22 protein-coding genes and 1 pseudogene are annotated in these 25,589 nt (G+C 70.9%); 15 read left to right on the forward strand and 8 right to left on the reverse strand.

The genetic code is table 11. From position 1 onward, the window contains the following. The first annotated feature begins 99 nt into the window (after nt 1–99). From ABZX90_RS14880 to ABZX90_RS14910, 7 genes are all read left to right on the forward strand, one after another. The gene (locus tag ABZX90_RS14880; protein WP_355204915.1) at nt 100–1,737 is read left to right on the forward strand and encodes a ubiquitin-like domain-containing protein; all 1,638 of its coding nucleotides are present in this window, start codon (nt 100–102) and stop codon (nt 1,735–1,737) included. Nucleotides 1,738–1,763: 26 nt separating this feature from the next. Further along, nucleotides 1,764–2,753, forward strand: coding sequence for a 16S rRNA (adenine(1518)-N(6)/adenine(1519)-N(6))-dimethyltransferase RsmA (rsmA, locus tag ABZX90_RS14885; protein ID WP_351132054.1), 990 nt, complete (start codon nt 1,764–1,766; stop codon nt 2,751–2,753). Continuing rightward, complete coding sequence (locus ABZX90_RS14890) at nt 2,750–3,649, forward strand: 4-(cytidine 5'-diphospho)-2-C-methyl-D-erythritol kinase (protein ID WP_351132052.1); 900 nt, start codon at nt 2,750–2,752, stop codon at nt 3,647–3,649. The genes rsmA and ABZX90_RS14890 overlap by 4 nt, the downstream gene beginning before the upstream one ends. Nucleotides 3,650–3,934: 285 nt before the next feature. Further along, nucleotides 3,935–5,740: an ABC-F family ATP-binding cassette domain-containing protein gene (locus ABZX90_RS14895; RefSeq protein ID WP_355204918.1), complete on the forward strand. Its 1,806-nt coding sequence runs from the start codon at nt 3,935–3,937 to the stop codon at nt 5,738–5,740. A 412-nt stretch (nt 5,741–6,152) separates the two neighbouring features. Further along, the gene (locus ABZX90_RS14900) at nt 6,153–8,054 is read left to right on the forward strand and encodes a PQQ-binding-like beta-propeller repeat protein (protein WP_355204921.1); all 1,902 of its coding nucleotides are present in this window, start codon (nt 6,153–6,155) and stop codon (nt 8,052–8,054) included. A 79-nt stretch (nt 8,055–8,133) separates the two neighbouring features. Next, nucleotides 8,134–9,984 carry a PQQ-binding-like beta-propeller repeat protein gene (locus ABZX90_RS14905; protein WP_355204924.1) on the forward strand — a complete coding sequence of 617 codons (1,851 nt, stop codon included), beginning with the start codon at nt 8,134–8,136 and terminating at the stop codon, nt 9,982–9,984. A gap of 362 nt (nt 9,985–10,346) precedes the next feature. Beyond that, on the forward strand, nt 10,347–11,054 hold the full coding sequence (locus tag ABZX90_RS14910) for a response regulator transcription factor (protein WP_351132044.1): 708 nt from the start codon (nt 10,347–10,349) through the stop codon (nt 11,052–11,054). A gap of 48 nt (nt 11,055–11,102) precedes the next feature. Here ABZX90_RS14910 and ABZX90_RS14915 read toward each other — a convergent pair. The 4 genes and pseudogenes from ABZX90_RS14915 to ABZX90_RS14930 all read right to left on the reverse strand — a co-directional run. Next, nucleotides 11,103–12,056 (reverse strand): annotated as a pseudogene (locus tag ABZX90_RS14915) (NAD(P)-dependent oxidoreductase); the annotation flags it as partial. 27 nt (nt 12,057–12,083) lie between these two features. Next, nucleotides 12,084–13,367, reverse strand: coding sequence for a M48 family metallopeptidase (locus tag ABZX90_RS14920; RefSeq protein ID WP_355204927.1), 1,284 nt, complete (start codon nt 13,365–13,367; stop codon nt 12,084–12,086). A 67-nt stretch (nt 13,368–13,434) separates the two neighbouring features. Beyond that, nucleotides 13,435–13,638 carry a DUF397 domain-containing protein gene (locus tag ABZX90_RS14925; protein ID WP_355204930.1) on the reverse strand — a complete coding sequence of 68 codons (204 nt, stop codon included), beginning with the start codon at nt 13,636–13,638 and terminating at the stop codon, nt 13,435–13,437. Between the two features lie 8 nt (nt 13,639–13,646). After that, on the reverse strand, nt 13,647–14,498 hold the full coding sequence (locus ABZX90_RS14930; protein WP_355204933.1) for a helix-turn-helix transcriptional regulator: 852 nt from the start codon (nt 14,496–14,498) through the stop codon (nt 13,647–13,649). A 236-nt stretch (nt 14,499–14,734) separates the two neighbouring features. On the opposite strand from ABZX90_RS14930, the gene ABZX90_RS14935 reads away from it, so the two are divergent. Then, nucleotides 14,735–15,136, forward strand: coding sequence for an ATP-binding protein (locus tag ABZX90_RS14935; protein ID WP_355204936.1), 402 nt, complete (start codon nt 14,735–14,737; stop codon nt 15,134–15,136). A gap of 130 nt (nt 15,137–15,266) precedes the next feature. Then, entirely contained in the window at nt 15,267–16,703 is a 1,437-nt protein-coding gene (locus tag ABZX90_RS14940) for an FG-GAP repeat protein (protein WP_355204938.1), read from the forward strand. A 55-nt stretch (nt 16,704–16,758) separates the two neighbouring features. Here ABZX90_RS14940 and ABZX90_RS14945 read toward each other — a convergent pair whose 3' ends face one another. Beyond that, a complete protein-coding gene (locus tag ABZX90_RS14945; RefSeq protein WP_355204941.1) occupies nt 16,759–17,082 on the reverse strand; it encodes a hypothetical protein in 324 nt (107 codons plus the stop codon). 40 nt (nt 17,083–17,122) lie between these two features. Beyond that, nucleotides 17,123–18,823, reverse strand: a complete 1,701-nt coding sequence (locus ABZX90_RS14950; protein ID WP_351132028.1) for a sodium:solute symporter family protein — start codon at nt 18,821–18,823, stop codon at nt 17,123–17,125. Nucleotides 18,824–19,002: 179 nt separating this feature from the next. On the opposite strand from ABZX90_RS14950, the gene galT reads away from it, so the two are divergent. Genes galT through galK form a run of 3 tightly spaced genes read left to right on the forward strand, consistent with a single transcriptional unit; the run spans nt 19,003 to nt 22,208 of the window. After that, complete coding sequence (galT, locus tag ABZX90_RS14955) at nt 19,003–20,091, forward strand: galactose-1-phosphate uridylyltransferase (protein WP_355204944.1); 1,089 nt, start codon at nt 19,003–19,005, stop codon at nt 20,089–20,091. Next, nucleotides 20,088–21,053, forward strand: a complete 966-nt coding sequence (gene galE / locus ABZX90_RS14960; protein ID WP_355204947.1) for a UDP-glucose 4-epimerase GalE — start codon at nt 20,088–20,090, stop codon at nt 21,051–21,053. The genes galT and galE overlap by 4 nt, the downstream gene beginning before the upstream one ends. A 12-nt stretch (nt 21,054–21,065) precedes the next feature. Continuing rightward, nucleotides 21,066–22,208 (forward strand): galactokinase, encoded by a 1,143-nt coding sequence (gene galK, locus ABZX90_RS14965; RefSeq protein ID WP_351132122.1) that lies wholly within the window; start codon nt 21,066–21,068, stop codon nt 22,206–22,208. 75 nt (nt 22,209–22,283) lie between these two features. Here galK and ABZX90_RS14970 read toward each other — a convergent pair whose 3' ends face one another. Further along, complete coding sequence (locus ABZX90_RS14970; protein WP_355205085.1) at nt 22,284–22,760, reverse strand: N-acetyltransferase; 477 nt, start codon at nt 22,758–22,760, stop codon at nt 22,284–22,286. A gap of 256 nt (nt 22,761–23,016) precedes the next feature. Between ABZX90_RS14970 and ABZX90_RS14975 the strand changes: the two genes are divergently transcribed. After that, the gene (locus tag ABZX90_RS14975; protein ID WP_261703947.1) at nt 23,017–23,784 is read left to right on the forward strand and encodes a response regulator transcription factor; all 768 of its coding nucleotides are present in this window, start codon (nt 23,017–23,019) and stop codon (nt 23,782–23,784) included. Here the strand turns inward: ABZX90_RS14975 and ABZX90_RS14980 are convergent. Continuing rightward, nucleotides 23,743–24,240, reverse strand: coding sequence for a MarR family transcriptional regulator (locus ABZX90_RS14980; RefSeq protein ID WP_351132022.1), 498 nt, complete (start codon nt 24,238–24,240; stop codon nt 23,743–23,745). The two genes, ABZX90_RS14975 and ABZX90_RS14980, sit on opposite strands and share 42 nt — an antisense overlap. A 161-nt stretch (nt 24,241–24,401) precedes the next feature. On the opposite strand from ABZX90_RS14980, the gene ABZX90_RS14985 reads away from it, so the two are divergent. Both ABZX90_RS14985 and ABZX90_RS14990 read left to right on the forward strand, forming a co-directional pair. Beyond that, nucleotides 24,402–25,217 carry a trans-aconitate 2-methyltransferase gene (locus tag ABZX90_RS14985; protein ID WP_351132020.1) on the forward strand — a complete coding sequence of 272 codons (816 nt, stop codon included), beginning with the start codon at nt 24,402–24,404 and terminating at the stop codon, nt 25,215–25,217. Further along, on the forward strand, nt 25,217–25,588 hold the full coding sequence (locus tag ABZX90_RS14990) for a glyoxalase (protein WP_355204952.1): 372 nt from the start codon (nt 25,217–25,219) through the stop codon (nt 25,586–25,588). The genes ABZX90_RS14985 and ABZX90_RS14990 overlap by 1 nt, the downstream gene beginning before the upstream one ends. The last annotated feature ends 1 nt before the right edge of the window (nt 25,589 follow it).

The following is a 25,589-nucleotide window of genomic DNA, read 5'->3' on the forward strand; positions in this document are numbered from 1 at the left end:
GGGGAGTGTCGCGACACAGCGTAGCCGCGTTGCTTGGGAGAGTGACGACCGCTCCGCTAGGTTCTGGTCGCCCGATCCGGACCCCTGGAGCGTGTCGTCGTGAGCAGCTCGCGGTACGAGCAGTACGAGACGTATGGACCGACCGGTGGCGCCGACGCCACCACCGTGGTCGTCGGTGTCACCGGCGTTGCCACCGGCGTCGTCACCGCGACGGGAACGCCCGCCATAGCGGACGTGTTCGGTGCGCCTGACGTGTCCGACGTGCCCGACGCGTCCGATGGGGAGTACTCCGGGTACCCGGAGTGCTCCGGCTACGCGGAGTACGCGCGCTACGAGCCGTACGGCCAGGGTCCCCCGGACCCCTACCGCCCGGCGTACGAGGCGCGCGTCCCCGAACCCTCCGCACCGAACGTGCCCCGTGCCCCGGGAGCACCTGGTGCGCCTGGTGCACATGGATCACCCGGTACGCCCGGAGCAGCCGGTGCGCGCGCTGTGCGCGGTGCGCCGGGAACACCCGACGCGCCGACCGAGCCCCGCCTTCCGCGTCAGTCGGCGGACGGGCGGGACGGGCCGGACGGGGTCCGGGCGGCCGGAGGCCGGGCCGAGGCGCGCCACGCCGCGCGGCGCAAGCGCGCCACCGAGCGCCCCGACTCCCTGCGGCGGCTGCTCCCGCAGGCCCTGGTCGTCGCCTTCCTGGCCGGCGGCACCTCCGCGTTCGTCGCCAACGACAAGGCGATCGAGCTCAGCGTCGACGGCAGGCCGCGCGCGCTGCACACGTTCGCCGACGACGTGACGGAGCTCCTCGCCGACGAAGGCGTGAAGGTGGGAGCGCACGACGTGGTCGCGCCCGCCCCCGGCACGGCCCTCACCAACGGCGACGAGGTCGCGGTGCGCTACGGGCGCCCGATGCACCTCACCCTCGACGGAGAAGGGCGCAGGGTGTGGACGACGGCGCACACCGTGGAAGGGGCGCTCAGACAACTGGGGGTACGCGCCGAGGGCGCCTACGTGTCGACGTCACGTTCCCAGCGCATCGGGCGCGAGGGCCTGGCGCTCGACGTACGGACCGAACGCACGGTCACGATCATGGCCGACGGCCGGGCCCGGACGATCCGTACGAACGCCGCGAGCGTCGGGGAGGCCGTCGAGGAGGCCGGAATCACCCTGCACGGGCAGGACACGACCTCCGTGGCGGCCGGGAGTTTCCCGCGCGACGGGCAGACGGTCACCGTCCTGCGGGTCACCGGGACCAGGGAGGTCCGCGAGGAGCCGATTCCGTTCCAGGTGCGGCGGGCGGACGACTCCTCGCTGTTCAAGGGCATCGAGGTCGTCGAACGCGCCGGTCAGTACGGAGCGCTGCGCGTCACCTACACCCTGCGCACCGTCAACGGCGTCAAACAGAGGCCGCGCCTCGTCCGGTCCGAGGTGGTCCGAAAGCCGCAGGCCCAGCTGGTCAGGGTCGGTACGAAGCCGCATCCCCCGTCCGTCGGGGGCGCCGACCACCTGAACTGGTCCGGCCTCGCCGCGTGCGAGTCCGGCGGCCGGCCCGGCGCGGTGGACCCGTCCGGCACGTACGGCGGCCTCTACCAGTTCGACACCCGCACCTGGCACGCCCTCGGCGGCAGCGGGCGCCCCCAGGACGCCTCGGCCGCGGAACAGACCCTCCGGGCGAAGAAGCTGTACGTGCGCCGGGGGGCGAGTCCCTGGCCGCACTGCGGGCCACGGCTGCACGGCTGAGGCCCGCACCCCCGTACCCTTGGCTCGTGACCAGCCCCACCTCCGACGCCCTCCTGGGCCCCGCCGACGTCCGCGAACTCGCGGCAGCCCTCGGCGTACGGCCCACCAAGCAGCGCGGCCAGAACTTTGTGATCGACGCCAACACGGTGCGCCGCATCGTGCGGACCGCGGAGGTGCGGCCCGACGACGTGGTCGTGGAGGTGGGCCCCGGCCTCGGCTCGCTGACGCTGGGCCTGCTTGAGGCGGCCGACCGGGTCGTCGCCGTCGAGATCGACGACGTCCTCGCGAGCGCGCTCCCCGCGACGGTGGCCGCCCGCATGCCGGAGCGGGCCGACCGGTTCGCGCTGGTGCACTCGGACGCCATGCAGGTCCGGGAGCTGCCGGGCCCGCCCCCGACCGCGCTGGTCGCGAACCTCCCGTACAACGTCGCCGTGCCCGTCCTGCTGCACATGCTCGACACCTTCCCGACCATCGAGCGCACCCTCGTGATGGTCCAGGCGGAGGTGGCGGACCGGCTCGCCGCACCGCCCGGCTCGAAGGTGTACGGCGTGCCCTCCGTGAAGGCGAACTGGTACGCCGACGTGAAGCGGGCCGGCTCCATCGGACGCAATGTCTTCTGGCCGGCGCCCAACGTCGACAGCGGACTCGTGGCGCTCACCCGGCGCGCCGAGCCGATCAGGACGACCGCCGCGAAGAGCGACGTGTTCGCCGCGGTGGACGCCGCCTTCGCCCAGCGGCGCAAGACGCTGCGCGCCGCCCTCGCCGGGTGGGCCGGTTCGGCCCCCGCCGCGGAGGCCGCGCTCGTCGCCGCCGGGGTCTCCCCGCAGGCACGTGGCGAGTCCCTGACGGTCGAGGAGTTCGCCCGGATCGCGGAGAACCGCGGCGAGGTGAACGGCGGGGACACCAAGGGCGCCCGCCGGTACCGTGACGCGAACGCCGATGACAGCGGCGCCGAGACCACCGAGATCGCTGAGAACGCCGAGACCACCGAGAACGAGGAGTCGACCCAGCCGTGACGGAGACGGTGACGGTACGCGTCCCTGCCAAGGTCAACGTCCAGCTCGCGGTCGGCGGCGCACGCCCCGACGGCTTCCACGGCCTGGCCAACGTGTTCCTCGCGGTCGGCCTGTACGACGAGGTGACGGTCACCGCGGCGGACGAACTGCGCGTGACCTGCGCGGGCCCGGACGCCGGCCAGGTGCCCCTCGACCGTACGAACCTCGCGGCCCGCGCGGCACTCGAACTCGCCCGCCGGTACGGCATCGACCCCGCCGTCCACCTCCACATCGCCAAGGACATCCCCGTCGCCGGAGGCATGGCCGGCGGCAGCGCGGACGGGGCCGGCGCGCTGCTCGCCTGCGACGCGCTCTGGGGCACCAACGCCTCCCGCGACGAACTCCTCGACATCTGCGCCGAGTTGGGCAGCGATGTGCCGTTCTCCCTGGTGGGCGGGGCGGCGCTCGGCACCGGGCGGGGTGAACAACTGCGTCCCCTGGAGGTCGGCGGGACCTTCCACTGGGTCTTCGCCATGGCCGAACGCGGGCTGTCGACCCCGGCGGTCTTCCGGGAGTTCGACCGGATGAACGAGGGCGTACGCGTCCCGGAGCCGGTCGCCTCGCAGGACCTGCTGGACGCGCTGGCCAAGGGGGACGCCGGGGCCCTCGCCCGCACCGTCTCCAACGACCTCCAGCCCGCGGCCCTGTCCCTCTTCCCGGCCCTCGCCGACACCCTCGCGACGGGCCGCACGGCCGGCGCCCTCGCCGCGCTCGTCTCCGGCTCGGGCCCGACCACGGCGTTCCTCGCCCCGGACGCGGGCTCCGCGAACACGATCGCCGAGGCCCTGCTCGCATCCGGCACCTGCCGATCCGCGCGCGTCACCCAGAGCCCGGCACCCGGCGCGACGGTCCTCTGACGTCGGCCCGAGGGTGGTCCGAGGCCGGTCCGACGGTGCTCGGGTATCGGTCCGACGGCGCTCGGGCCTCGATCCGACGGCGTTCCGGAATCGGTCCGACGGCGTTCCGGCGGCGCATACGGCGGGGTGCGGGCCGTCCGCGTGCCCGGTCGGGCGGGGTACGGCGGACGGCCGGCCCCGCCCCCGGGAGGCGGGGCCGGGACGGTGCGACGTACGGGACGGCTCGGCGCCCGCGCCGCGCGGACTACCCTTGAGGGTCGATCGTCCCCCTTGTTCAGGAGAGAAATGGCCGTCAACCTGGTCAATGTCGAGTCCGTCAGCAAGGTGTACGGCACCCGTGCACTGCTCGACGGAGTCTCCCTCGGCGTCAGCGAGGGGGACCGCGTCGGCGTGGTCGGCCGGAACGGCGACGGCAAGACCACCCTGATCCGCATGCTCGCCAAGCTGGAGGAGCCGGACACCGGCCGCGTCACGCACTCCGGCGGCCTGCACGTGGGCGTGCTCACCCAGCACGACTCGCTCGACCCCACGGCCACGGTCCGCCACGAGGTCATCCGCGACATGGCCGACCACGAGTGGGCGGGCAACGCCAAGATCAGGGACGTGCTGACGGGTCTCTTCGGCGGTCTCGACCTGCCCGGGTTCCCGCAGGGACTCGACACCGTGATCGCCCCGCTCTCCGGTGGCGAGCGGCGCCGTATCGCGCTGGCGAAGCTGCTCATCGAGGAGCAGGACCTGATCATCCTCGACGAGCCCACCAACCACCTGGACGTCGAGGGCATCGCCTGGCTCGCCCAGCACCTGCGCGAGCGCCGTTCCGCCCTCGTCTGCGTGACGCACGACCGGTGGTTCCTCGACCAGGTCTGCACCCAGATGTGGGACGTGCAGAAGGGCGCGGTGTACGAGTACGAGGGCGGCTACTCCGACTACGTGTTCGCCCGGGCCGAGCGTGAGCGCATCGCCGCGACCGAAGAGGTCAAGCGGCAGAACCTGGTCCGCAAGGAGCTGGCGTGGCTGCGCCGCGGGGCGCCCGCGCGTACGTCCAAGCCGCGCTTCCGCGTCGAGGCCGCCAACGAGCTGATCGCCGATGTGCCGCCGCCCCGCGACAAGAGCGAACTGATGAAGTTCGCCAACTCGCGGCTCGGCAGGACCGTCTTCGATCTGGAGGACGTGACCGTGCAGGCCGGGCCCAAGGTGCTGCTCAAGCACCTGACCTGGCAGCTCGGCCCCGGCGACCGCGTCGGCCTCGTCGGCGTGAACGGCGCGGGCAAGACCTCCCTCCTGCGCGCCCTGGCCGAGGCCGCCCGCAGCGAGGGCGAACAGCAGCCCGCCGCCGGCCGGATCGTCACGGGCAAGACCGTCAAGCTCGCCTACCTCTCGCAGGAGGTCGCCGAACTCGACCCCACCTGGCGGGTCCTGCAGGCCGTCCAGTCGGTCCGCGACCGCGTCGACCTCGGCAAGGGGCGCGAGATGACCGCCGGGCAGCTGTGCGAGACGTTCGGCTTCAACAAGGAGAAGCAGTGGACGCCGGTCGGGGACCTCAGCGGTGGTGAGCGCCGGCGGCTCCAGATCCTGCGCCTGCTGATGGACGAGCCCAACGTCCTCTTCCTCGACGAGCCCACCAACGACCTCGACATCGAGACCCTCACCCAGCTGGAGGACCTCCTCGACGGCTGGCCCGGCTCCATGATCGTGATCTCCCACGACCGCTTCTTCATCGAGCGCACCACGGACAACGTGTTCGCGCTCCTCGGCGACGGCACCCTGCGGATGCTCCCGCGCGGCATCGACGAGTACCTGGAGCGGCGCAAGAAGATGGAGGAGGTGGCCGCGGCCGCCGTGCTGGCCGCCGCCCCCGCCCCGGTCAAGGCCGCTTCCGCCGCCGACGCCCGCGCCGCCAAGAAGGAACTCCAGAAGATCGAGCGCCAGTTGGACAAGATCTCCGAGAAGGAGACCAAGCTGCACGCCCAGATCGCCGACAACGCGACCGACTTCGGGAAGGTCGCCCAACTCGACTCCGAGCTGCGCGGGTTGGCCGAGTCGCGCGAGGAACTGGAAATGCGCTGGCTGGAGTTGGCCGAGGACGCGTGACGCCGAGGGGCCCCACGCCCCTCGCCGACGGGTGCCTTCGCGGGAGCGGGGGCACCCTGAGCGGGAGCCCGCCAGAGCGCTCACCCGGCGCGCTCGTGGGGAGCTCACGGCCCGTCAGGAGAGCGTGCGCTGCCCGGTCGGCGCCCCGCCGTGCCAAGGCATGCCCCCTGCCATGGCACCCCTCACACCGTTGAACTCCCCTTGCGCACCTGGCGTGAAGGGCACGTGAAGGCGCGTAACGAGGGCATCACGGCCCGGTCCTCCCTTGGGAACAGGGCGCGCACCGGCCCCCTGCCCGCGCCCCCCTAAGTGATAGAAAGAGCCGTCTGAGAACAGTCTGAGAACCACTGGGCGTGGCGCGAATCCGGCGCCGCCGGTGGGGCGCCACATCAGTGAAGAGGGGGAAGCGCTGATGAGTCAGCCGCCGAATCAGCCGCCGCAGGGCGGTTTCGGAGCACCGCAGGACCAGCCGCCGACGGGCGGTGCCGACGCGGGACGGGACCCGCGGTCACCGGGTGGCTTCGGCGCGCCCCAAGGCGTACCGCAGGGCGTACCGCAGGACCCGCGTTCGCAGGGCACGCCCCCCAACACGCCGCCGGCGCCCCAGGGAACACCTCCTCCTCCCGCGCAGCCGCCCCAGGCGCCCGCGCCCCAGCAGGCTCCGCCCGCCGGGCCCCCGCAGCCCGGCTACGGATACCCGCAGCAGCCGGGTCCCTACGCCGCCCAGCCGGGTCCGTACGGCCAGCCGCAGCAGCCGGGCCCCTACGGCCAGCCCGGGCCCTACGGATACGGGCAGCAGCCGGGGTACGGATATCCGCCCCAGGCGCCCTACCCGGGCGCGCCCGGCACCCCGCCGCCCGGCGGCCCGGGCGGGGGCTCGAAGAACCCGTTCAAGGGCAGGCCCGCGCTCGTCATCGCCGCGGCGGTGGCCGGACTGCTCGTCGTCGGCGGCACCGTATGGGCCGTCACCAGCGGTGGTGACGACGAGAAGAAGCCGGTCGCGAAGGAGAGTCCGAGCAAGAGCCCGAAGACGTCCGCGTCGGACGATCCGGTCAACCCCGGTGACGGCAGCGGTGACGGCGGCGAGGACAACGAGAACCTGAACGCGGACCGCAAGGCGGGCGAGGCGAAGGTGCTCTGGTACAAGTCGGCACCCGACGCGCCCGGTTCCGGCGCCGACGCCCCCGGCCTGTGGGTCACCGACAAGGCTGCGGTGAAGGCGGCGTACAAGCAGCTCTTCGCGTTCAATGTCGGGGACGGAAAGCCCGCTTGGGACGCGCTGACGTTCCCGCAGAAGATCTGCGCGGTCACCCCGCAGAAGACGGCCGACGACAAGGTCGTCGTCGCGTACATGAGCGGCGCCAGTAGCAGCGCCAAGTGCAACCAGCTCCAGCAGATCGACCTGAGCACCGGCGCCAAGGGCTGGAGCGGCAAGGTCGAGGACGGCGCCCTGTTCGACAGCGCGATCTCGATCGAAATGTCCATCACCGGCGACACGTTGACGGTCGGCCGCTCGATGTCGGGAACGGGGTACGACGTCTCCAGCGGCAAGAAGCTGTGGGACAAGGAGAAGTACGGCGCCGGCTGCTACCCGGCGGGATTCGCGGGCGGCTCCAAGCTGGTGGCCGTCTCGTCCTGCGGGGTCGGCAGCGACACCGAGCACGACGAGGTGCAGGAGCTGGACCCGGCCACCGGCAAGGCCAAGTGGACGACGAAGATCCCCACCGGCTGGCGGGTCGAGCGCGCCTACTCCGTGGACCCGGTCGTGATCTACATGACCAACGAGAAGAAGAAGACGGTCAACGTCACCACGCTGAAGGACAACGGCGACCTGCGCTCGCAGCTCAAGAGCAAGGACGGCTTCGCGCCCGAGTGCGGCTTCGCGATCCTCAGCCGTGACCTGAGCGGCTGCTTCGGCGCCGTCGCCGACACCGACACGCTCTACCTGCCGACCGACGAGAAGACCGGTGCCAACGAGATCGTCGCGTTCGACCTGGCGACCGGCAAGGAGAAGTGGCGCGTCAAGTCCCCCGTGGACGCCGCGATGATGCCGCTGAAGATGGACGGCACGAACCTCATCGCCTACGTCCAGGCGTCGTACGACGGCGGCGGCCGCATCGTGTCGGTTCCGGCGACCGGTGGCAGCCACACGCTCACCAAGTTGCTCCAGAACCCGCAGGGCACCGCGAACATCGAGAGCGGCTTCTACTCGAAGGCCGTCGACTACGTGGACGGACGCTTCTACATCTCCACCACCCGGCTGACGGGCAATGACGAGGCGAAGGAGAAGCTGATGCTGGCCTACGGCAAGTGACCGAAGCCCACTCCCAGTTCCTTCGCGCCTCGCACGCGCCCAGGCCCGCCGTCCCTTCGTCTTCCGAGGTACTCACGTCATGAGCCAGCCGCCCCCGCCACCGCCGAACGAGCCCCCGCAGGGCTTCGGCGCACCGCAGGATCCTTCCCCAAGCTCTCAACAGAGTTCGAGCAGGGGAGACCCCAACCCGGGCGGTTTCGGCGCGCCGCAGGACCCTTCTCCGAGCTCTCAGCAGAGTTCGAGCGGGGGAGACCCCAACCCGGGCGGCTTCGGCGCGCCGACGCCTCCGCCGCCCGCGCAGGGTCCCGGGTACGGCTACCCGCAGACGCCGCCCCCGGCCCAGCCGGGCTACGGCTACCCGGGCCAGCCGCAGCCCCCGTACGGCGCCCCGGGCCAGCCGAGCCCGTACGGCTACCCGCAGCCGCACACCATGCCGATGCAGCCCCAGGCTCCGCAAGGAGGCGGCGGCGGGCGGAAGTTCAACCCCCAGCTGCTGATCATCCTGGCGGCCGTGGTGGTCGTCGGACTGATCGTCGGCGGCGGTGTCATGTACGCGAACCTCACCGGCAAGGACGACAAGAACAACGCCGGGGGATCGAGCGGCGGCACCGGCGGCAAGGGCGGCGACAGCAAGGGCGGTGACGACACCGGTTCTGGCGGCAAGGAGAAGGCGCCGGCCAACACCAGTTCCTCGCTGCTGTTCCAGATCCCCGCGCCGGCCGTGCCCAAGGACGACACGAGCGTGACCACGGCCGGCTCCTGGCTGACCGACAAGGTGTACGCCAAGAGCGGCGTCGCCGAGATCAACGGCTACGACCCGGACTCGGGTGCCAAGACCTGGACGATCAAGCTCCCCGGCCCGGTGTGCCAGGCCAGCCGGCACACCACGGACGCCGACCGCACGGCGATCATCTACGAGCCGGCCATGCCCACCAAGGCGAATCCGTCGCACGGGTGCAGCCAGCTCGCCGCCATCGACCTCGACGCCGGCAAGAAGCTGTGGACCCGGACGATCAAGTCCGGTGACGAGCCGATCAACCTCGATAACGTCACGGTCAGCGGGAACACGGTCGCCTCGGGCAGCACCAGTGGTGGCGGCGCGTTCGACATCTCCACCGGCAATCCGCTGTGGGCCCCGAAGTCGGGCGACAGCTGCTACGACTCCGGCTACGGCGGCGGCGACAAGCTGGTCGCGGTCCGCAAGTGCGGCGAGTACGGCAGCACGCGCCAGCTGCACATCCAGACCATCGACCCGAAGACCGGGAAGGTGATCTCCGAGTACAAGATGTCGCCCGGCATCGAGTACGCCAGCGTCGTCTCCACCGACCCGCTGGTGGTGGCCGCCGACGTCGGCGACTCCGCCGGTGACGGCAGCGGCATCTCGGACTTCTTCTCGATCGACAACAAGACCGGCAAGCTGCGGTCGAAGATCTCGGCGCCCGGTGAGACGTACGCGGCCCGCTGCGACGGCATCACGAGGATCGAGTACTGCTCCTCGCTCGCCGTCGGCAACGACAAGCTGTACATCCCGACGGAGGAGCACGACGGCACCGGCGACTACAGCCGGACCAACGAGATCGTCGCCTTCGACCTGGCCACCGGAAAGCAGACCGGCCAGCGCGCGGACGCGGGCGACGGCTACACGATCACCCCGCTGCGGATGGACGGCACCAGCCTCCTCGCGTACAAGCGGCCGCCGTACGACAAGGGCGGTCAGATCGTCTCGATCGACGGGACCTCCTTCAAGGAGACCAAGCTCCTGGAGAACCCGGCGACCGAGGCGACGCGCGACGCCGAGGCCGGCATGCTCCCGGAGTACGCCGAGATCCTCTACCGCGACGGTCATCTGTACATGTCCCAGATCTACGCGGACAAGCCGTCCTCCGCGGGCGACAAGGAGTACCTGGCGATCGCCTTCGGAACGAAGTAACCGATCACCCTCGGACGATCACGTTCGGGGATGATCGCGTCCGGAGCGATGACGGCTTGAGGAGCGGTCCCCTTTGGAGTGAAGAAGGCGATCATCTTCGAAAGAACGCGGTGATCGTTCTCCGAATGAATTCGTTCGGTCCGGGACATCGCGTGCGGCCCCGCCCCTGCTCAGGGGCGGGGCCGCACGCGTACCCCTCATCACTCCCTATTGGGAGGGATTTCGATATTCCGGGGCACTTCTCTCCAGTAGGGGAAGCGCAACGTCGAACAAGCGTGTAGCTTCCGGGGGATGGAGAGCCGGGGGGCTCCTAATCCACGGGGAACCAGTGGGGATGCTTGGGGGGACTGGGGGGTTGCCTGATGGGAGTGCGGCTCATGGTGGTCGACGACCACCGACTGCTCGCCGAGGCGTTGGCCTCGGCACTGAAGCTGCGCGGGCACCGGGTGCTCGCCGCGGCGGCACCCGCCGCGGGGGCGGCGGAGCTGGTGATCACACGGGCACCCGAGGTGTGCCTGATCGGCACGGCGACACCCGCCGAGCCCGGAATATTCGACCCGGTCGTGCGGATCAAACGGGAGCGCCCCCAGGTGGCGGTCCTGGTGCTCGGCCCGGTGCCGAACCCGCGCGGCATCGCCGCCGCGTTCGCCGCCGGAGCCTCCGGCTATGTACGCCATGACGAACGCATCGAGGGCGTCGAGCGGGCGATCATGAAGGCGCGGGCGGGCGAGGCTGCCGTGGCCCCGCAACTGCTCCAGGGCGCTTTCAGCGAACTGCTCAACCCTGCCGCCCAGCCCGACGACGAGGGCCAGCGGCTGCTCCAGATGCTCACACCCCGCGAGGTGGAGGTCCTGGTACGGGTCGCCGACGGGGAGGACACCCGGCTCATCGCGGCCGGCATGGGCATCGCCCCGTCGACCGCCCGCACCCATGTCCAGCGGGTCCTGATGAAACTGGGCGTGGGCTCCCGTCTGGAGGCGGCGGCACTCGCGGCCCGCACGGGACTCCTGGACCGGGCGGCCCCGCTCCCGACACCGACACCCCAGGGGGGCGCGGTCGACTCCCCCTGAGGCGTACGGGGTTGCACGAGATCCACAGGGTCTACGAGGAGGGGGCTTCTACGAGGAGGGGGGCTTGCCCTCCTCGAAGCTCGCGAAGTACGCGGCGGCCATGTCCTCGTCCCCGTGGCCCAGGGCGGCGGCGCGGCCGAGGCGGTCGGCGGTGGCTTCGGCGACATCGAGACGGACCCCGTGCCGCTGCCCGGCCCGCACGATCAGACGGGCGTCCTTCTCGGCGGTGGTGACCGCGAAGCTGGCCGGGGACAGCCGGTCCTCCAGGACGAGGGCGGCCTTCGCGTGCAGATAGCCCATGTCGAGCGGGCCGCCGGCGATGAGGTCGAAGAAGTTCTGCGGGTCCACGCCCAGGCCCTTCGCCAGGGCGAGGACCTCGCCGACCGCGGCGGTGGCGGCGAGGACCCAGCTGTTGGCGACGAGCTTGAGCCGGGTGGCGCTGCCCGCCGAGCCGTCCTCGCCGGTCCACACGGTACGGGCGCCGATGGCGTCGAAGACGGGCGTCACGGTGTCCCGGGCCGCGCTCGGGCCGGCGGCGAGCACCGTCAACTGCCCCGCCTCGGCGGGCGCGCGCGTCCCGAGGACGGGCGCGTCGAAGAAGACGAGCCCGTGCGCGCGGGCGAACTCGCCGAGCTCGGCCAGTGCCTCGGTCCCGGCGGTCGTGCACTGCGCCCAGACGGCCCCGGCGCGCACCCCGGGTGCCGCCCGGCGCATGACGTCGAGGACGGCGGGGCCGTCGTACAGCATGGTCAGGACGACATCGGCGCCCCGCACGGCCTCCTCCGGGCTGTCCGCGATGTGCGCGCCGTCGGCGGCCAGCGGCTCGGCCTTGGCACGACTGCGGTTCCAGGCGCGGACGCCGAGTCCGGCGCGGGCGAGGTTACGGGCCATCGCGGCACCCATGATTCCGGTGCCGAGGACACTGACGGTGAGTTTGTCGGTCATACGGGCCAGCCTTCCCCCTCGCCAGCCGTTTCGCGACAGTGAGGCGAGCCCTTCGGTTCGGTGCCGGCACCGACCCGGTGGCCGTCAGCCCTCGAAGCCGTCCCGGATGATCCGCCGGGCGACCTTCGCTCGCGCGTCGGCGAGCTCCTCGGCGATCCTGCCCTCCCGGGCCTCGTCGGCCACGACCGCCGGGGGCGTGGGCGCTCCGATCAGCAGGCAGGCGTGGCGCAGATGGGTCGGCGGATGGGTCGCGTCGACGCTGTGGCCCCGCAGGGCGCCGGCCCGGCGCTGACGCTCGAGTTCGTGCTCGGGAACCGACGCCATGTCCGCGGCGAGCCGCTCCCACAGACCGTCCGTCCGGGTGTCGTTCCGGGCGCCGCGCGGTCCGGTGAGTGCGGCCGTGTTGACCTCGCGGTGCAGCACGACGGCGGCCGAGTCCGCGACCAGCAGCCGGTCCATGAGCTCCACCGCCGCCTGCGTGGACCCGACTCGGGCGGCCACGCGGTCGGCCAGGTACTCGGCACGCTGGGCGGCGCGCAGGGTCAGCCGGTCGAGGAGCATCAGTACGCCGACGACAAGCCAACGGGGCACGATGTAGAGCAGGTTGACGACCGCTTCGAGTGGTTCGGGATCGGCGATGGGCAGGAAGTAGTAGTGCCAGGTGGTCAGCGAACGCAGCGCGGCCGAGACGACCCGCCCGTGGCGGGTGTCCCCGTTGCTGTAGTGGCCCAGCTCATGGCCCAGCAGGGCGATCCGCTGCTGCGGCGTGAGCGTCTCCCACAGGGGCAGCCCCAGCGTGAGCAGTCGGCGCCCGCGTACGCCGTAACTCCTCACGCTCGCGTTGAGGTGTCCGTCGACCGCGATCGCGTCGACGCCGCGGGTGCCGGCCACGTGGGCGACCTCGTCGACGAGCGCGAAGAGTTCGGGTGCGTCGGCGCGCGTCAGGACGGGCACGTCCTCCGGCAGCCGGGGCAGCCGGGGCCGGAGCGACCACCCCAGGGCGAGGAGGAACACGCCCGGCACCATTGCCCAGCTGCCCCATCCCCCGACGGTGAACCAGATCCCGCCCGCGGCCAGTGCCACGGTCACGCCGTGCACGGCGAGGGCCACCGCGTAAGCGAGGACCGAGGAGACATCCCGCCGGGCGCGCAGGGTCCCGCCCGCGGTCAGTTCGGCCAGCAGCTTCTCGCCGTGCCGCCTGGCCAGTGCGCGCTGGGCCCTGGCCAGGCGGCTCAGCTTCTCCCGCGACTGTTCCGGATCGACGTTCCAGTCGCAGCCGGCACACCACACGGTGAACCGGCCGTTCATACGGATCTCGGTCCCGCATTCCGGGCACGCCTGAACCGTTTCCGCTGCGGCGGTGCTCATCGTCCACTCTCCCCTGCCCCCACGGCCCCTCCCCAGAGGCCGCCTGTTCATGACAGGGCGAAGCTGATCACACAGGGGTTCCCTCGTAAAGCCCGATTTTTATGTGGTGCAGGAAGTGGGCGAGGGGGCCGGGGGCGGTGCTGAGCTGCGTGGTGGGGGCGTCGCTCTCACGGAGGTGGATCGTGCCGGGGGTGGCGGCGAGTTCGACGCAGTTGTTGCCGTCGCCGCTCCCAGAGAAGGACGACTTCTGCCATTTGTCGGGGGTGGTCACGGCAGGCCTCACAGTTCCTTCGCCAGCTGGTGGATGAAGCCGCGCGAACGTGTGGGTTCGAGCGATACGGCCTCCACCATACGGAAGAGCGTTCGAAAGGTGCCGAGTTGGGCCTCGGAGTCGATGAAGCCCGCTCCGTGGGGTGCGTCGCGTACCGCTGTGTCCAGCTTGGGTACGGCACCGCCCACGTACATCATCGCGTTCGTGGCTCCGGCGAAGTTGTCGAGTTCGAAGGGGATGACGCGCACGGTGATGTGGTCCGCTTCGGAGAGTTCCAGAATGCGCGCGAGCTGAGTCCGAGCCGCTGCCCGATCGCCGACTCTGATGCGCAGCGCCGCCTCATGGATCACCACGGCGTACGGCGTGGGAGCGGGGTCCGTGATGACTGCCTTGCGTTCCATTCGGTGGCGGACGCGCAACTCAAGCTCACTGTTGGGGAGTTCGGGGACTCGGTACGAGAAGACGGCGCGTGCGTAGTCCTCCGTCTGGAAGAGGCCGGGGACGTGCAGGAACTCCACATCGAGCCGGTAGGTGGAATGGTGCTCCAGCTCGGCGAGGTCCAGGAACGGCGTGGGTAGCAGGCCCCGGTACTCCTCCCACCAGCCGCGTGTCCGATCGGTCGCCATCGCTACCAGCGCGTCGACCAACTCCTCGTCCGCGCAGGAGTAGTGAGCGGCAAGAATGCGTACCCGTTCTTCGCTCACCCCCGCGATGCCGGACTCCATCTGACTCATCTGGGCGGAGTCGGACCCGACCAAAGCGGCAGCCTCGCGGGCCTTGAGTCCTGCGGCCTCACGCAGTTTCCGCAGTTCGATGCCCAGGCGCTCCTGGCGTGCGGTCGGCTGCCGTCTGCGCGGCATGGCTTCCTCCCTCGCCCCAACTGGCGTGGGGCAGTGACTCCTTCGAGGGGAAGATTACGGCAGCGGCTTGCGCGGGCCCAAATTTTACCCATACCGTCGGTGACGCGACGCACACGCTGCGGCACCCCGGGACCCCGGAAGCGCACCACTCCGTCTTGCCACGGCGGCTGTGACACTGCCACCGCCCGCGCCCACGGCGAACTCTCGACTCCCCACACCTGAACCGGAGTTCTCCCATGCCTGAAATCGAACCCTGGACTTACGCGCTGCACATCCCGCAGGACGTCCGCGCGGTCACGGTCTGCCGCCGCACCGTCCGTCTGATCCTGACCCTGCACGGCCTGATCCGCCTCGCGGATGTCGCCGAGTTGCTGGCGGCGGAGCTGGTCTCCAACGCCGTACGGCATACGAAGGGGCCGGCGGCCCTGCGGCTGTGTTGGCGGGACGGGGTGCTGCGCATCGGCGCGTGGGACGCGAGCCCGGTGCCGCCGCCGCACGACCTGGTGGCGGCCTCCGACGCGGAGGCGGGCCGGGGCCTCGTCCTCGTCCGGGCCTGCGCCGACGACTGGGGCTGGTATCCACTGCGGCAGGGCGGCGACATCGGCAAGTACGTGTGGTGTGACCTCGCTGCCGCCTAAGACCGCCTCACCACATAGGACGCGGTCTCAGTCGTGCCGTCACCTTCACGCAACCCTTCGTACACCTCGTGAGTCACATCTCCGAGAACCCTTCGCTCTCATTGCCCCCTTCGACTACGGGAGTTACACCGTGCGTGCACGCACCCTGGCTGCCACCGCCGCCGCAGCGGCCCTCGCCGCCGTCGGTCTGACCCTGCCACTCGCCGGGAGCGCCGCGGCTGCAACGACTCCGCGGTTCGACTTCAACGGCGACGGATACGCGGACATCGCGGTCGGCATGCCCAACGCCACGGTGGACGGCAAGGTCAAGGCCGGCTACGTCAGCGTGATCTATGGCGGCCCGCAGAGCCCGTACCAGTCCACCGGTGTCATCAGCCAGGCCGAGGCCGGCATACCCGGCACGCCCGAGGCGGGCGACCGCTTCGGGTCCTCCGTGGCGCCCGTCGATGTGAACGGCGACGGCGTCTTCGAGCTTGTCGTCGGCGCGAGCGGCGAGTCGCTCACCTCCGATCAGCTCAAGGACGAGGGCACCATCACCGTCCTGGACGGCTCGCAGTGGAACGCCAAGGGCGTCACCGTGGCCAGGGGCACGTCCGAGTACAGCAGCATCGGCCGCACCATCGCCACGGGCGACTACGACGGCGACGGCGACACCGACCTCGCGTACGGCGAGAACGGCGAGGAGCACGGCGCGCTCCGGTTCCGCCCGGGCCCGCTCACCGCCGACCCGGTGACCACCACCACCCTGCGCCGCTACAGCATGGGCGGCGCCACCCGCGACCTGGTCACCGGCGACTTCGACGGCGACGGCCGGGACGACCTCGCCACCACCTGGCAGGGCACGGAGGACTCCAGCACCTTCATCACGCGCTGGGACGACCAGGCCAAGCCGGCCCAGTGGTACGCCGACGCCGACCGGGGCAGCTCGCTCGCCGCCGCCGACTTCGACCGGGACGGCACGGACGACCTCGCGGTCGGCCTCGTACAGCCCAACCCCGAGTCGGAGACCACGCATTGCGAGGACCGGCTCGGCGGTGCGGTGCTCCTGCTCAAGGGCTCGAAGACCGCGAACTTCGGCACCGAGAGCGAGTGCATCACCCAGTCGAACCCGGAGGTCGGCGGCACCGCCGAGGAGGGCGACGACTTCGGCGCCGCGCTGGCCGCGGGCGACCTGAACGGCGACAGCCGTCCGGAACTGGTGGTCGGCGTGCCCGGCGAGGACGTGGGCACCGTCAAGGACGCGGGCGGGTACGTCACCATGAACGGCACGGAGCACGGCCTCTACGGCGGTCTGGCCCGCAGCCAGAGCACCACGAACATGCCCGGCACGGCCGAGGCCGGCGACCGCTTCGGCGCCCAGGTGGCCGTCGGCGACTACAACCGCGACGGACTGTGGGACACCGCGGTGAGCGCGCCCGGGGAGAACGCCGGTGAGCCCAGGTCGGGTGGCGTCTGGTTCGCGCCGAGCAGCACCGAGGAGACGTACCCGCAGGGCAAGTCGCTGACCCCGTTCGGCTTCGCGCTGCCTTACGGGGCCATCAAGTACGGCGAGGTGCTGGGGCTTTAAGGAGAGGTGTAAGGGCCGGAGTCCCCGCAGTTGACCTCGGCCCCTTGCAAGGGCGTTACTCCACCGGCCCCTCGTCATCGGGCGTCGGCGTCGGCGTCGGCGGCACCGGTGGTGCCAGTGGGCGCAGCCACAGCCAGGCCAGGAAGAACAGGCCGAGGGCGAGCATGCCGAGGCCGGTCCAGAGGTTGATGTTGACGCCGTCGGCCTTGTCGAGGTCGGCGTCGGACGCCGTGATGCCGGCGATGGTGACGATGACGCCGTAGATCACGAACAGGCCGCCGATGATGCGGCGGATGTCGAACAGACTGGCGGCGGTCGCGGACTTCTTCTCGAGTTCCGAGACCTCGCGCTGGAGGTCGCGCTCCGAATAGTCGGACATGGTTTCTCGATTCTCCCTCTTCAGGACCCGTCGGAACTCGTCAGAACGAGAACGGGATGTAGCAGGCGGCGGCCAGGATCAGCGCGCCCCAGCCCAGCAGAGCGGGCTTGCGGTACCAGGCGTCGTCGCCGGCGGCGGGTGGCTCGGCCACGCCGGGGGACCGGGTGCCGTAGACCAGGCCCTGCAGGTCCTCCGCGGGTTTCGGGGCGGTGAAGAGGGAGACCCCCACCATCACCACCGCCCCGGCCGCGAAGCCGGCGATCGCCGAGACGAAGTTGGCGCCCTGGTCCGACGGGAAGCCGATGATTTCCTGCTTGTAGAGGACGAAGTAGTTCACCATCGCGGCCGTCGTGCCGGCCAGCAGGCCCCAGAAGCCCGACTTCACCGACGCCCGCTTCCAGAACATGCCGACGATGAAGACCACGAACATCGGCACGTTGAAGAAGGAGAAGAGCGTCTGGAGGTAGCTCATGATGTTGGAGAAGGACGAGGCCAGGAAGGCCGTGCCGATCGACGCCAGGACGCCGATCACCGTGATGAGACGGCCGAAGCGGACGTAGTAGGAGTCCTCCCGGTCCGTGACCACGTACTTCGCCCAGATGTCCGTGGTGAACACCGTGTTGAAGGACGAGACGTTGGCGGCCATGCCCGCCATGAAGGCGGCCAGCAGACCGGTCACCGCGATGCCGAGGACACCGTTCGGCAGCAACTCCTGCATCAGATACGGGATCGCGTCGTTGTACTGGAGATCCGAGCCGCTCGTTCCGATCTTCGGGACCAGGACGGCCGCCACCAGACCCGGGATCATCACCAGGAAGACGATGAAGATCTTCGGGTAGGCCGCGATGAGCGGGGTGCGCTGGGCCGCGGAGAGGTTCTTGGCCGACAGCGCACGCTGCACCTCGGCGAAGTTCGTCGTCCAGTAGCCGAAGGACAGCACGAAGCCGAGACCGAGCACGATGGTGAGCCAGTTGGCGCCGAGCGGGTTGTCGCTGCCGATCCCCGTGCCGCCCCAGGCGGTCGTGAAGTCGGCGCCGTGGGTCTTGTCGAGGGAGTCCGTCAGACCGTCCCAGCCGCCCACCCGGTTCAGGCCGAGCGCGGCGATCGGGATCAGCGCCGCGAGGATCACGAAGAACTGGAGTACCTCGTTGTAGATCGCGGAGGAGAGACCGCCGAGGGTGATGTAGGCGAGGACGAAGAAGCCGGCGACCACGATCGCGACCCATTGCGGCCAGCCGAGCAGTGCCTCGACGACGATCGCGAGCGAGTAGAGGTTGACGCCGGCGATGAGGACGGCGGCGAAGGCGAACAGGATCGAACTCAGCAGGTGCGCCCATTTGTCGAAGCGCAGGAGCAGGAACTCCGGCACCGAGCGGACCTTGGAGCCGTAGTAGAACGGCATCATCACCAGGCCCAGGAAGACCATCGCCGGGATGGCGCCGATCCAGTACCAGTGCACGGTGTAGACGCCGTACTGGGCGCTGTTGGCGGCCATGCCGAGGATCTCGGTGGCGCCCAGGTTGGCCGAGACGAAGGCCAGGCCGGTGATCCAGGCAGGCAGTGAGCGCCCCGACAGGAAGAAGTCGAGGCTCGTCTTCACCGAGCGGCGGGCCGCGAAGCCGATGCCCAGGACGACCACGAAGTAGATCCCGAGGATCGTGTAGTCGAGTGCGTTCGTGGGGAGACGCAGCTCGGCGGCGAGCAGGGTGCCCGGTTGCGGCAGATGTGTGGGGGACTGCATCAGAACTCGCTTCGTCGCGTGAACGGAACGGACCGGAACCTACGCCTCCGCATCCAAGAAATGAACACTTTTGATGGTGTCCTTTGTTTGATTGTGATGTTGACTGCGGTGGTGGCTTGTGGTTTGTTGTGTTCGGTTATGTTTGAAGGTTTGAGCGGGTGTGGATGGGGAGTCCGACTGTGAAGAAGACCTCGACCCGGCTGGCCGACGGTCGTGAGCTCATCTACTACGACGCGGGCGACGACAAGGTGCGCGACGCGGTGGACCGGCGCCCGCTCGACCCGACCGTCACCACCTCGGAGGTGCGCCGCGACCCGCTGCTCGGCGACTCGGTGGCGATCGCCTCGCACCGGCAGGGGCGCATCTATCACCCGCCGGCGAACGAGTGCCCGCTGTGCCCGTCCTCCGGTGACCGGCTGAGCGAGATCCCCGACTCCTCGTACGACGTCGTGGTGTTCGAGAATCGTTTCCCCTCGCTGGCCGGCGACTCCGGCCGCTGCGAGGTCGTCTGTTTCACCTCCGACCACGACGCGTCCTTCGCGGATCTGACGGAGGCGCAGGCCGGGCTCGTCCTGGAGGCGTGGACGGACCGCACCGCCGAACTGTCCCATCTGCCCTCCGTCGAACAGGTCTTCTGCTTCGAGAACCGTGGCGCCGAGATCGGTGTGACACTCGGTCACCCGCACGGGCAGATCTACGGCTATCCCTTCACCACCCCGCGCACCGCGCTGATGCTGCGCTCGCTGGCCGCGCACAAGGAGGCGACCGGCGGCGAGAATCTGTTCGACGAGGTCGTCGCGCGGGAGCTGGCGGACGGCTCACGGGTCGTCCTGTCGAGTGACCACTGGGTCGCCTTCGTCCCGTACGCCGCCCACTGGCCGTACGAGGTCCACCTCTACCCGCGCCGCCGTGTGCCGGACCTGCTCGGTCTCGACGAGGAGGCGCGCACAGAGTTCCCCCAGGTCTATCTGGAACTCTTGAGGCGCTTCGACCGGATCTTCGACGGACCGGACGGTGGGAAGGAAGGGACGGGTGAACCGCCGACTCCGTACATCGCGGCGTGGCACCAGGCACCCTTCGGCCCGCTGGAGGAGTTCGAAGGCGTCAACCGGGACGACTTCGCGCTCCACCTCGAGCTTTTCACCATTCGCCGCACTTCCGGCAAGCTGAAGTTCCTCGCGGGTTCCGAGTCCGGCATGAACGTGTTCATCAACGACGTGCCGCCGGAGACCGCGGCTCAGCGACTGCGAGAGGTAGCGAGTTCATGAGTGGGAAGTACTTGGTCACCGGTGGAGCCGGCTATGTGGGCAGCGTGGTCGCGCGCCACCTGCTCGAGGCGGGCCACGAGGTGACCGTCCTCGACAACCTCTCGACGGGATTCCGCGAGGGCCTCCCCGCCGGTGCCGCCTTCGTCGAGGGCGACATCCGCGACGCCGGCAAGTGGCTGGACTCCTCGTACGACGCCGTCCTGCACTTCGCCGCGTTCTCGCAGGTCGGCGAGTCCGTGGTCAAGCCCGAGAAGTACTGGGACAACAACGTCGGCGGCACCATGGCGCTGCTGGCCGCGATGCGCGAGGCCGGCGTGCGCAAGCTCGTCTTCTCCTCCACCGCCGCGACCTACGGCGAGCCGGAGACCACCCCGATCGTCGAGTCCGCGCCGACCCGCCCCACCAACCCCTACGGCGCCTCCAAGCTCGCCGTCGACCACATGATCACCGGCGAGGCGGCCGCCCACGGACTCGGCGCCGTCTCCCTGCGGTACTTCAACGTGGCGGGCGCGTACGGCGACAGCGGCGAGCGGCACGACCCCGAGTCGCACCTCATCCCGCTGGTCCTCCAGGTCGCGCAGGGCCGCCGCGACGCCATCTCCGTCTACGGCGACGACTACCCGACGCCGGACGGCACCTGCATCCGCGACTACATCCATGTCGCGGACCTCGCCGAGGCGCACCTGCTGGCGGTCGCCGCCGCGTCCCCCGGCGAGCACCTGATCTGCAACCTCGGCAACGGCAACGGCTTCTCCGTCCGCGAGGTCATCGAGACGGTGCGCCAGGTGACCGGGCACCCGATCCCCGAGGTCGTGGCGCCGCGCCGCGGCGGGGACCCGGCGGTGCTGGTCGCCTCGGCCGAGACCGCCCGGGAACGGCTCGGCTGGAACCCGTCCCGCGCGGATCTCGCGGGGATCGTCGCGGACGCGTGGGAGTTCGCACAGAACGTAGCGAAGGGGTAACAAGTGGAGCAGGTGGGGGTACGTGAGGGCTTCGAGGAGCTGTACGGGGCCGCGCCCGAGGGCGTCTGGGCGGCACCGGGCCGGGTCAACCTGATCGGCGAGTACACGGACTTCAACGAGGGGTTCGTGATGCCGCTCGCGCTGCCGCACACGGCGGTCGCGGCGGTGTCCCGCCGGTCCGACGGCGTGCTGCGGCTGCACTCGGCGGACATCGACGGACCGGTCGTCGAGCTGCGCGTCGACGAGCTGGTGCCCCGGTCGGACACCGGCTGGGCCGCGTACCCGGCGGGTGTGGTGTGGGCGCTGCGCGAGGCCGGCCACGCCGTCGGCGGCGCGGACATCCATCTGGCCTCCACGGTCCCCACCGGCGCCGGGCTGTCCTCCTCGGCGGCCCTCGAAGTCGTCACGGCCCTCGCCCTCGACGACCTTTACGAGCTCGGGCTCACCCGGCCCGAGCTGGCCCTGCTCGCACAGCGCGCCGAGAACGACTTCGTCGGTGTGCCGTGCGGGGTCATGGACCAGACGGCGTCGGCGTGCTGCACCGAGGGCCACGCCCTGCATCTCGACTGCCGCGACCTGTCCATCCGCCAGGTCCCCTTCGACCTCGCCTCCCAGGGCCTCGAACTCCTCGTCGTCGACACCCGGGTGAAGCACGCGCTCGGGGACGGGGCGTACGCCGAGCGGCGCGCGGGCTGTGAGGAGGGGGCGCGGCGCCTGGGCGTGTCCCACCTGCGTGATGTCGCGTACGAGGACCTCGACGCGGCCCTCGCCCGGCTCTCCGACGAGCGCGTGCGCCGCTACGTCCGCCACGTCGTCTCCGACGACCACCGGGTGGACCGGGTCATCGCCCTGCTGGACGCGGGCGATGTCCGGGCGATCGGACCGGTCCTGACGGACGGTCACGCCTCGCTGCGCGACGATCTGCGGATCTCCTGCGCCGAGCTGGACCTCGCGGTCTCCTCGGCGAACGCGGCGGGTGCGCTGGGGGCGCGTATGACCGGTGGTGGTTTCGGGGGCTCCGCCGTCGTGCTGGTGGAGTCGACCGATGTCGACTCCGTCACCAAGGCCGTCATGGAAGCCTTCGCCGCGGCGGGCTTCACGGCACCCCGGGTGTTCCCGGCGGTTCCTTCGGCGGGGGCCCGGCGCATCGGCTGACCCCCGGGTTCTTTCGCCCCTCCGCCCCTTCCCTTCCCGTGCTCAGGGGGCTCCGCCCCCCGAACCCCCCGCTCCTCAAACGCCGGAGGGGCTGAACCCCTTCCATCGCTTCGTCAGCGTGTACTCCGTGATCCCCGGCGGGTAGTCGGGGATCACGCACACCACCTCGTACCCCTGCTTCCGGTAGAAGTCCGGGGCCTGGAAGTCCCAGGTCTCCAGGCGGGCGGCGTGGCAGGCCCGTTCCTCGCGGGCGACGCGCTCGGCCTCCGCCAGGAGGCGGCTGCCGAGGCCCGTGCCCCGGGTGCGGTCGTCGACCCACAGGTACGTCACGTGGAGCCAGGTCGTCCATGTGTGACCCACCAGACCGCCGGCCAGCGCACCGGCCTCGTCCAGGGCCCAGACGTGGAGCGGAAGTTCACGTTCACCTGGGGTTCCGCGCAGAGCGCGCAGCACCGGGGACGCCGCCGTGTTCGTGTCCAGCAGCCGTCTGCGGAGCAGATCCCGACGGTCTTTGTCGTCTCCTGTCTCCATACGAAACATACGGCTCACCATAAACGCGCTGGCCAACCAGTTCTGCAAATTACCTTCCGCTCCTGGCCCCCGGCCTTACCCTGATGAACAGTGCCGGTGGGGGCCGGTGCTGATCAGGGGGCGAGACGGTCGGGTACGACGCCCGAAGTGGGGGTAGCACTTCCAGCACGGCGGCGGCCGTGCGGCTGCGGCACCCCGTTTTCCGGGTCGCAAGCGGGCTCGGGATCACTTCGGGCGCCGTACCTGCACGGACCGTCCCCCGACAGTGGGGGTTTCTGTGGTTCGCATCCGAGTACTGGTCGTCGACGACCATCGCATCTTCGCCGAGTCGCTCGCCGCCGCTCTCGCGGCCGAGCCCGACGTCGACGTGTCCGCAGCGGGCAGCGGTCCCGCCGCGCTGCGCTGCCTCGAGCGCGCGGCGGCGGAGGGCCGCCGCTTCGACGTGCTCCTCGTCGACGCGGACCTGGGCGGCAATCTGCCCGGTATGCGTCCGGCGGTGCCCGTCCAGGAAAGCAACGAGGACGGCCTGGTGGACGGCATCTCGCTCGTCGCCGGGGTGCGCTCCGGGCAGCCGAGCGTACGGATCGTCGTGCTGGCCGAGAAGGACGACCCGCGCAGAGCCGCGCTCGCCCTCCAGGCCGGGGCCTCGGGCTGGGTCGCCAAGGACTGTTCGCTGTCGCGGCTGCTCACCGTCATAAGGGGTGTGCTGCGTGACGAGACGCATCTGCCGCCCGCCCTGCTCACGGGGGTGCTGCGGGAGCTCACCGCCGCGCGCAAGCACCGGACCGAGAGCGAGCGGCTCGTCGAGTCGCTGACGCCCCGGGAGCGCGAGGTGCTGCGCTGCATGGTGGCGGGGCTGGGGCGCAAGGCGGTCGCGGAGCGCCTCTTCCTCTCGCCGCACACCGTCCGGACGCATATGCAGAACGTTCTCGGAAAGCTCGGCGTGCACTCCACCCTCGCGGCCGTGGCCCTGGCCCGGCGCGCCGGGGTCGGGCCCGTCGACCTAACCGGGGATGTTGTCGAACGGGGCGGTCAACTGGCGTAGCAGTCCCGCCAGTTCACCGCGCTGGGCCCTGCTCAGCTCCGCGAGGATCGCCCGCTCCTGGTCGAGCAGGCCGGCCAGCGCCTGGTCGGCGCGGTCGCGTCCCTCGGCCGTGAGGCGGACGAGCACGCCCCTGCGGTCGCTCGGGTCCGGGAGGCGCTCCACCAGGCCCTTGGTCGTCAGGCGGTCGATGCGGTTCGTCATCGTGCCCGAGGTGACGAGCGTCTGGGTGAGGAGCTGTCCGGGGGAGAGTTGATACGGGGATCCCGCGCGCCGCAGCGCGGTCAGGACGTCGAACTCCCAGGGCTCCAGGCTGTGCTCGGCGAACGCCAGCCGGCGCGCACGGTCCAGGTGCCGGGCCAGCCTGCTCACCCGGCTGAGCACCTCGAGCGGTTCCACGTCGAGGTCCGGGCGCTCCCGGCGCCACGCAGCGACCAGCCGATCGACCTCGTCCTCCATGACGATCAGTGTAGTGGTTGTGTCGACATGAAGTCTCTTGATGTGGAGTCTCTTGACGTCGAGATACTTTGTCTGTGAGGCTGGAGATCCAGAACGGTCCGGCACCGCCGCCCTCTTTGGCGGTCCGCGACCTCTCCGGCGACTTTCGAGGAGGCCACCCCATGGCTGCCACCACCCCCACCTGGGATCCGGGCCAGTATCTGCGCCACTCCCGGCACCGGGCCCGCCCCTTCGCCGACCTCCTCGCCCAGGTCCCGGAACTCCCCGGCGAACCGGCCCGCATCGCCGACCTCGGCTGCGGCCCCGGCAACGTCACCACCCGGCTCGCCGACCGCTGGCCCACCGCGCACATCACCGGCTACGACAACTCCGCCGAGATGCTCGCCCGGACCGAGGAGCACGCCGGTCCCACCCCCGGCGGCGGACGGCTCGACTTCGCCCACGCCGACCTCACCGACTGGGCACCCACCGAGACGTACGACCTGATCGCCTCGAACGCCGCGCTCCAGTGGGTGCCGGGACACCTGGAGTCGATCCCCGGCTGGCTCGACGCGCTCGCGCCCGGAGGCACCCTCGCCTTCCAGATGCCCCACAACATCGACGCCCCGCTGCACGTCCTGATGCGCGAACTCGCCGCCTCCGCCCGCTGGAAGGGCCTCGTCGGCGACGCCCTGCGCCCCACCGACTCCGTCCACGACCCGGTCGTCTACCTGGACCGGCTGGAGGAACTCGGCTGCCGGGCCGACGTCTGGGAGACCACGTACCTGCAACTGCTGGCCGGGCAGGACGCGGTGCTCGACTGGGTGAAGGGGACCGGGCTGCGGCCCGTACTGACGGCCCTCGCGGACGATCCCGAGGCCCGGGACGCCTTCGTCACCGAATACCGGGACCTGCTGCGCGACGCCTACCCGGCGAAGCCGTACGGCACGGTGCTGCCCTTCCGCCGGCTGTTCGCCGTGGCCCGGAAGGAGGCCTGATGCTCGCCGCCGTCGACCACGTCCAGCTCGCCGCCCCACCGGGCTCCGAGAACCGCCTGCGCGTGTACTACGTCGACGCCCTCGGCATGACCGAGACGCTCAAGCCGCCCGTCCTCGCCGCCCGCGGCGGCTGCTGGTTCCGGGCGGGATCCGTCCAGCTGCACCTCGGGATCGAGGCCGGCTTCCGGCCCGCGAAGAAAGCCCACCCCGGACTGCGCGTCACCGGCATCGACGCGTACGCCGCCCGGATCACGGCCGCGGGCGCACCCGTCACCTGGGACGACGACCTGCCCGGCCACCGGCGCTTCTACTCCGAGGACCCCGTCGGCAACCGCCTCGAATTCCTGGAACCGCTCCCCGCCCCGAGCTGAG

This window comes from Streptomyces sp. NPDC002935, assembly GCF_040611295.1.
Taxonomy (GTDB): domain Bacteria; phylum Actinomycetota; class Actinomycetes; order Streptomycetales; family Streptomycetaceae; genus Streptomyces.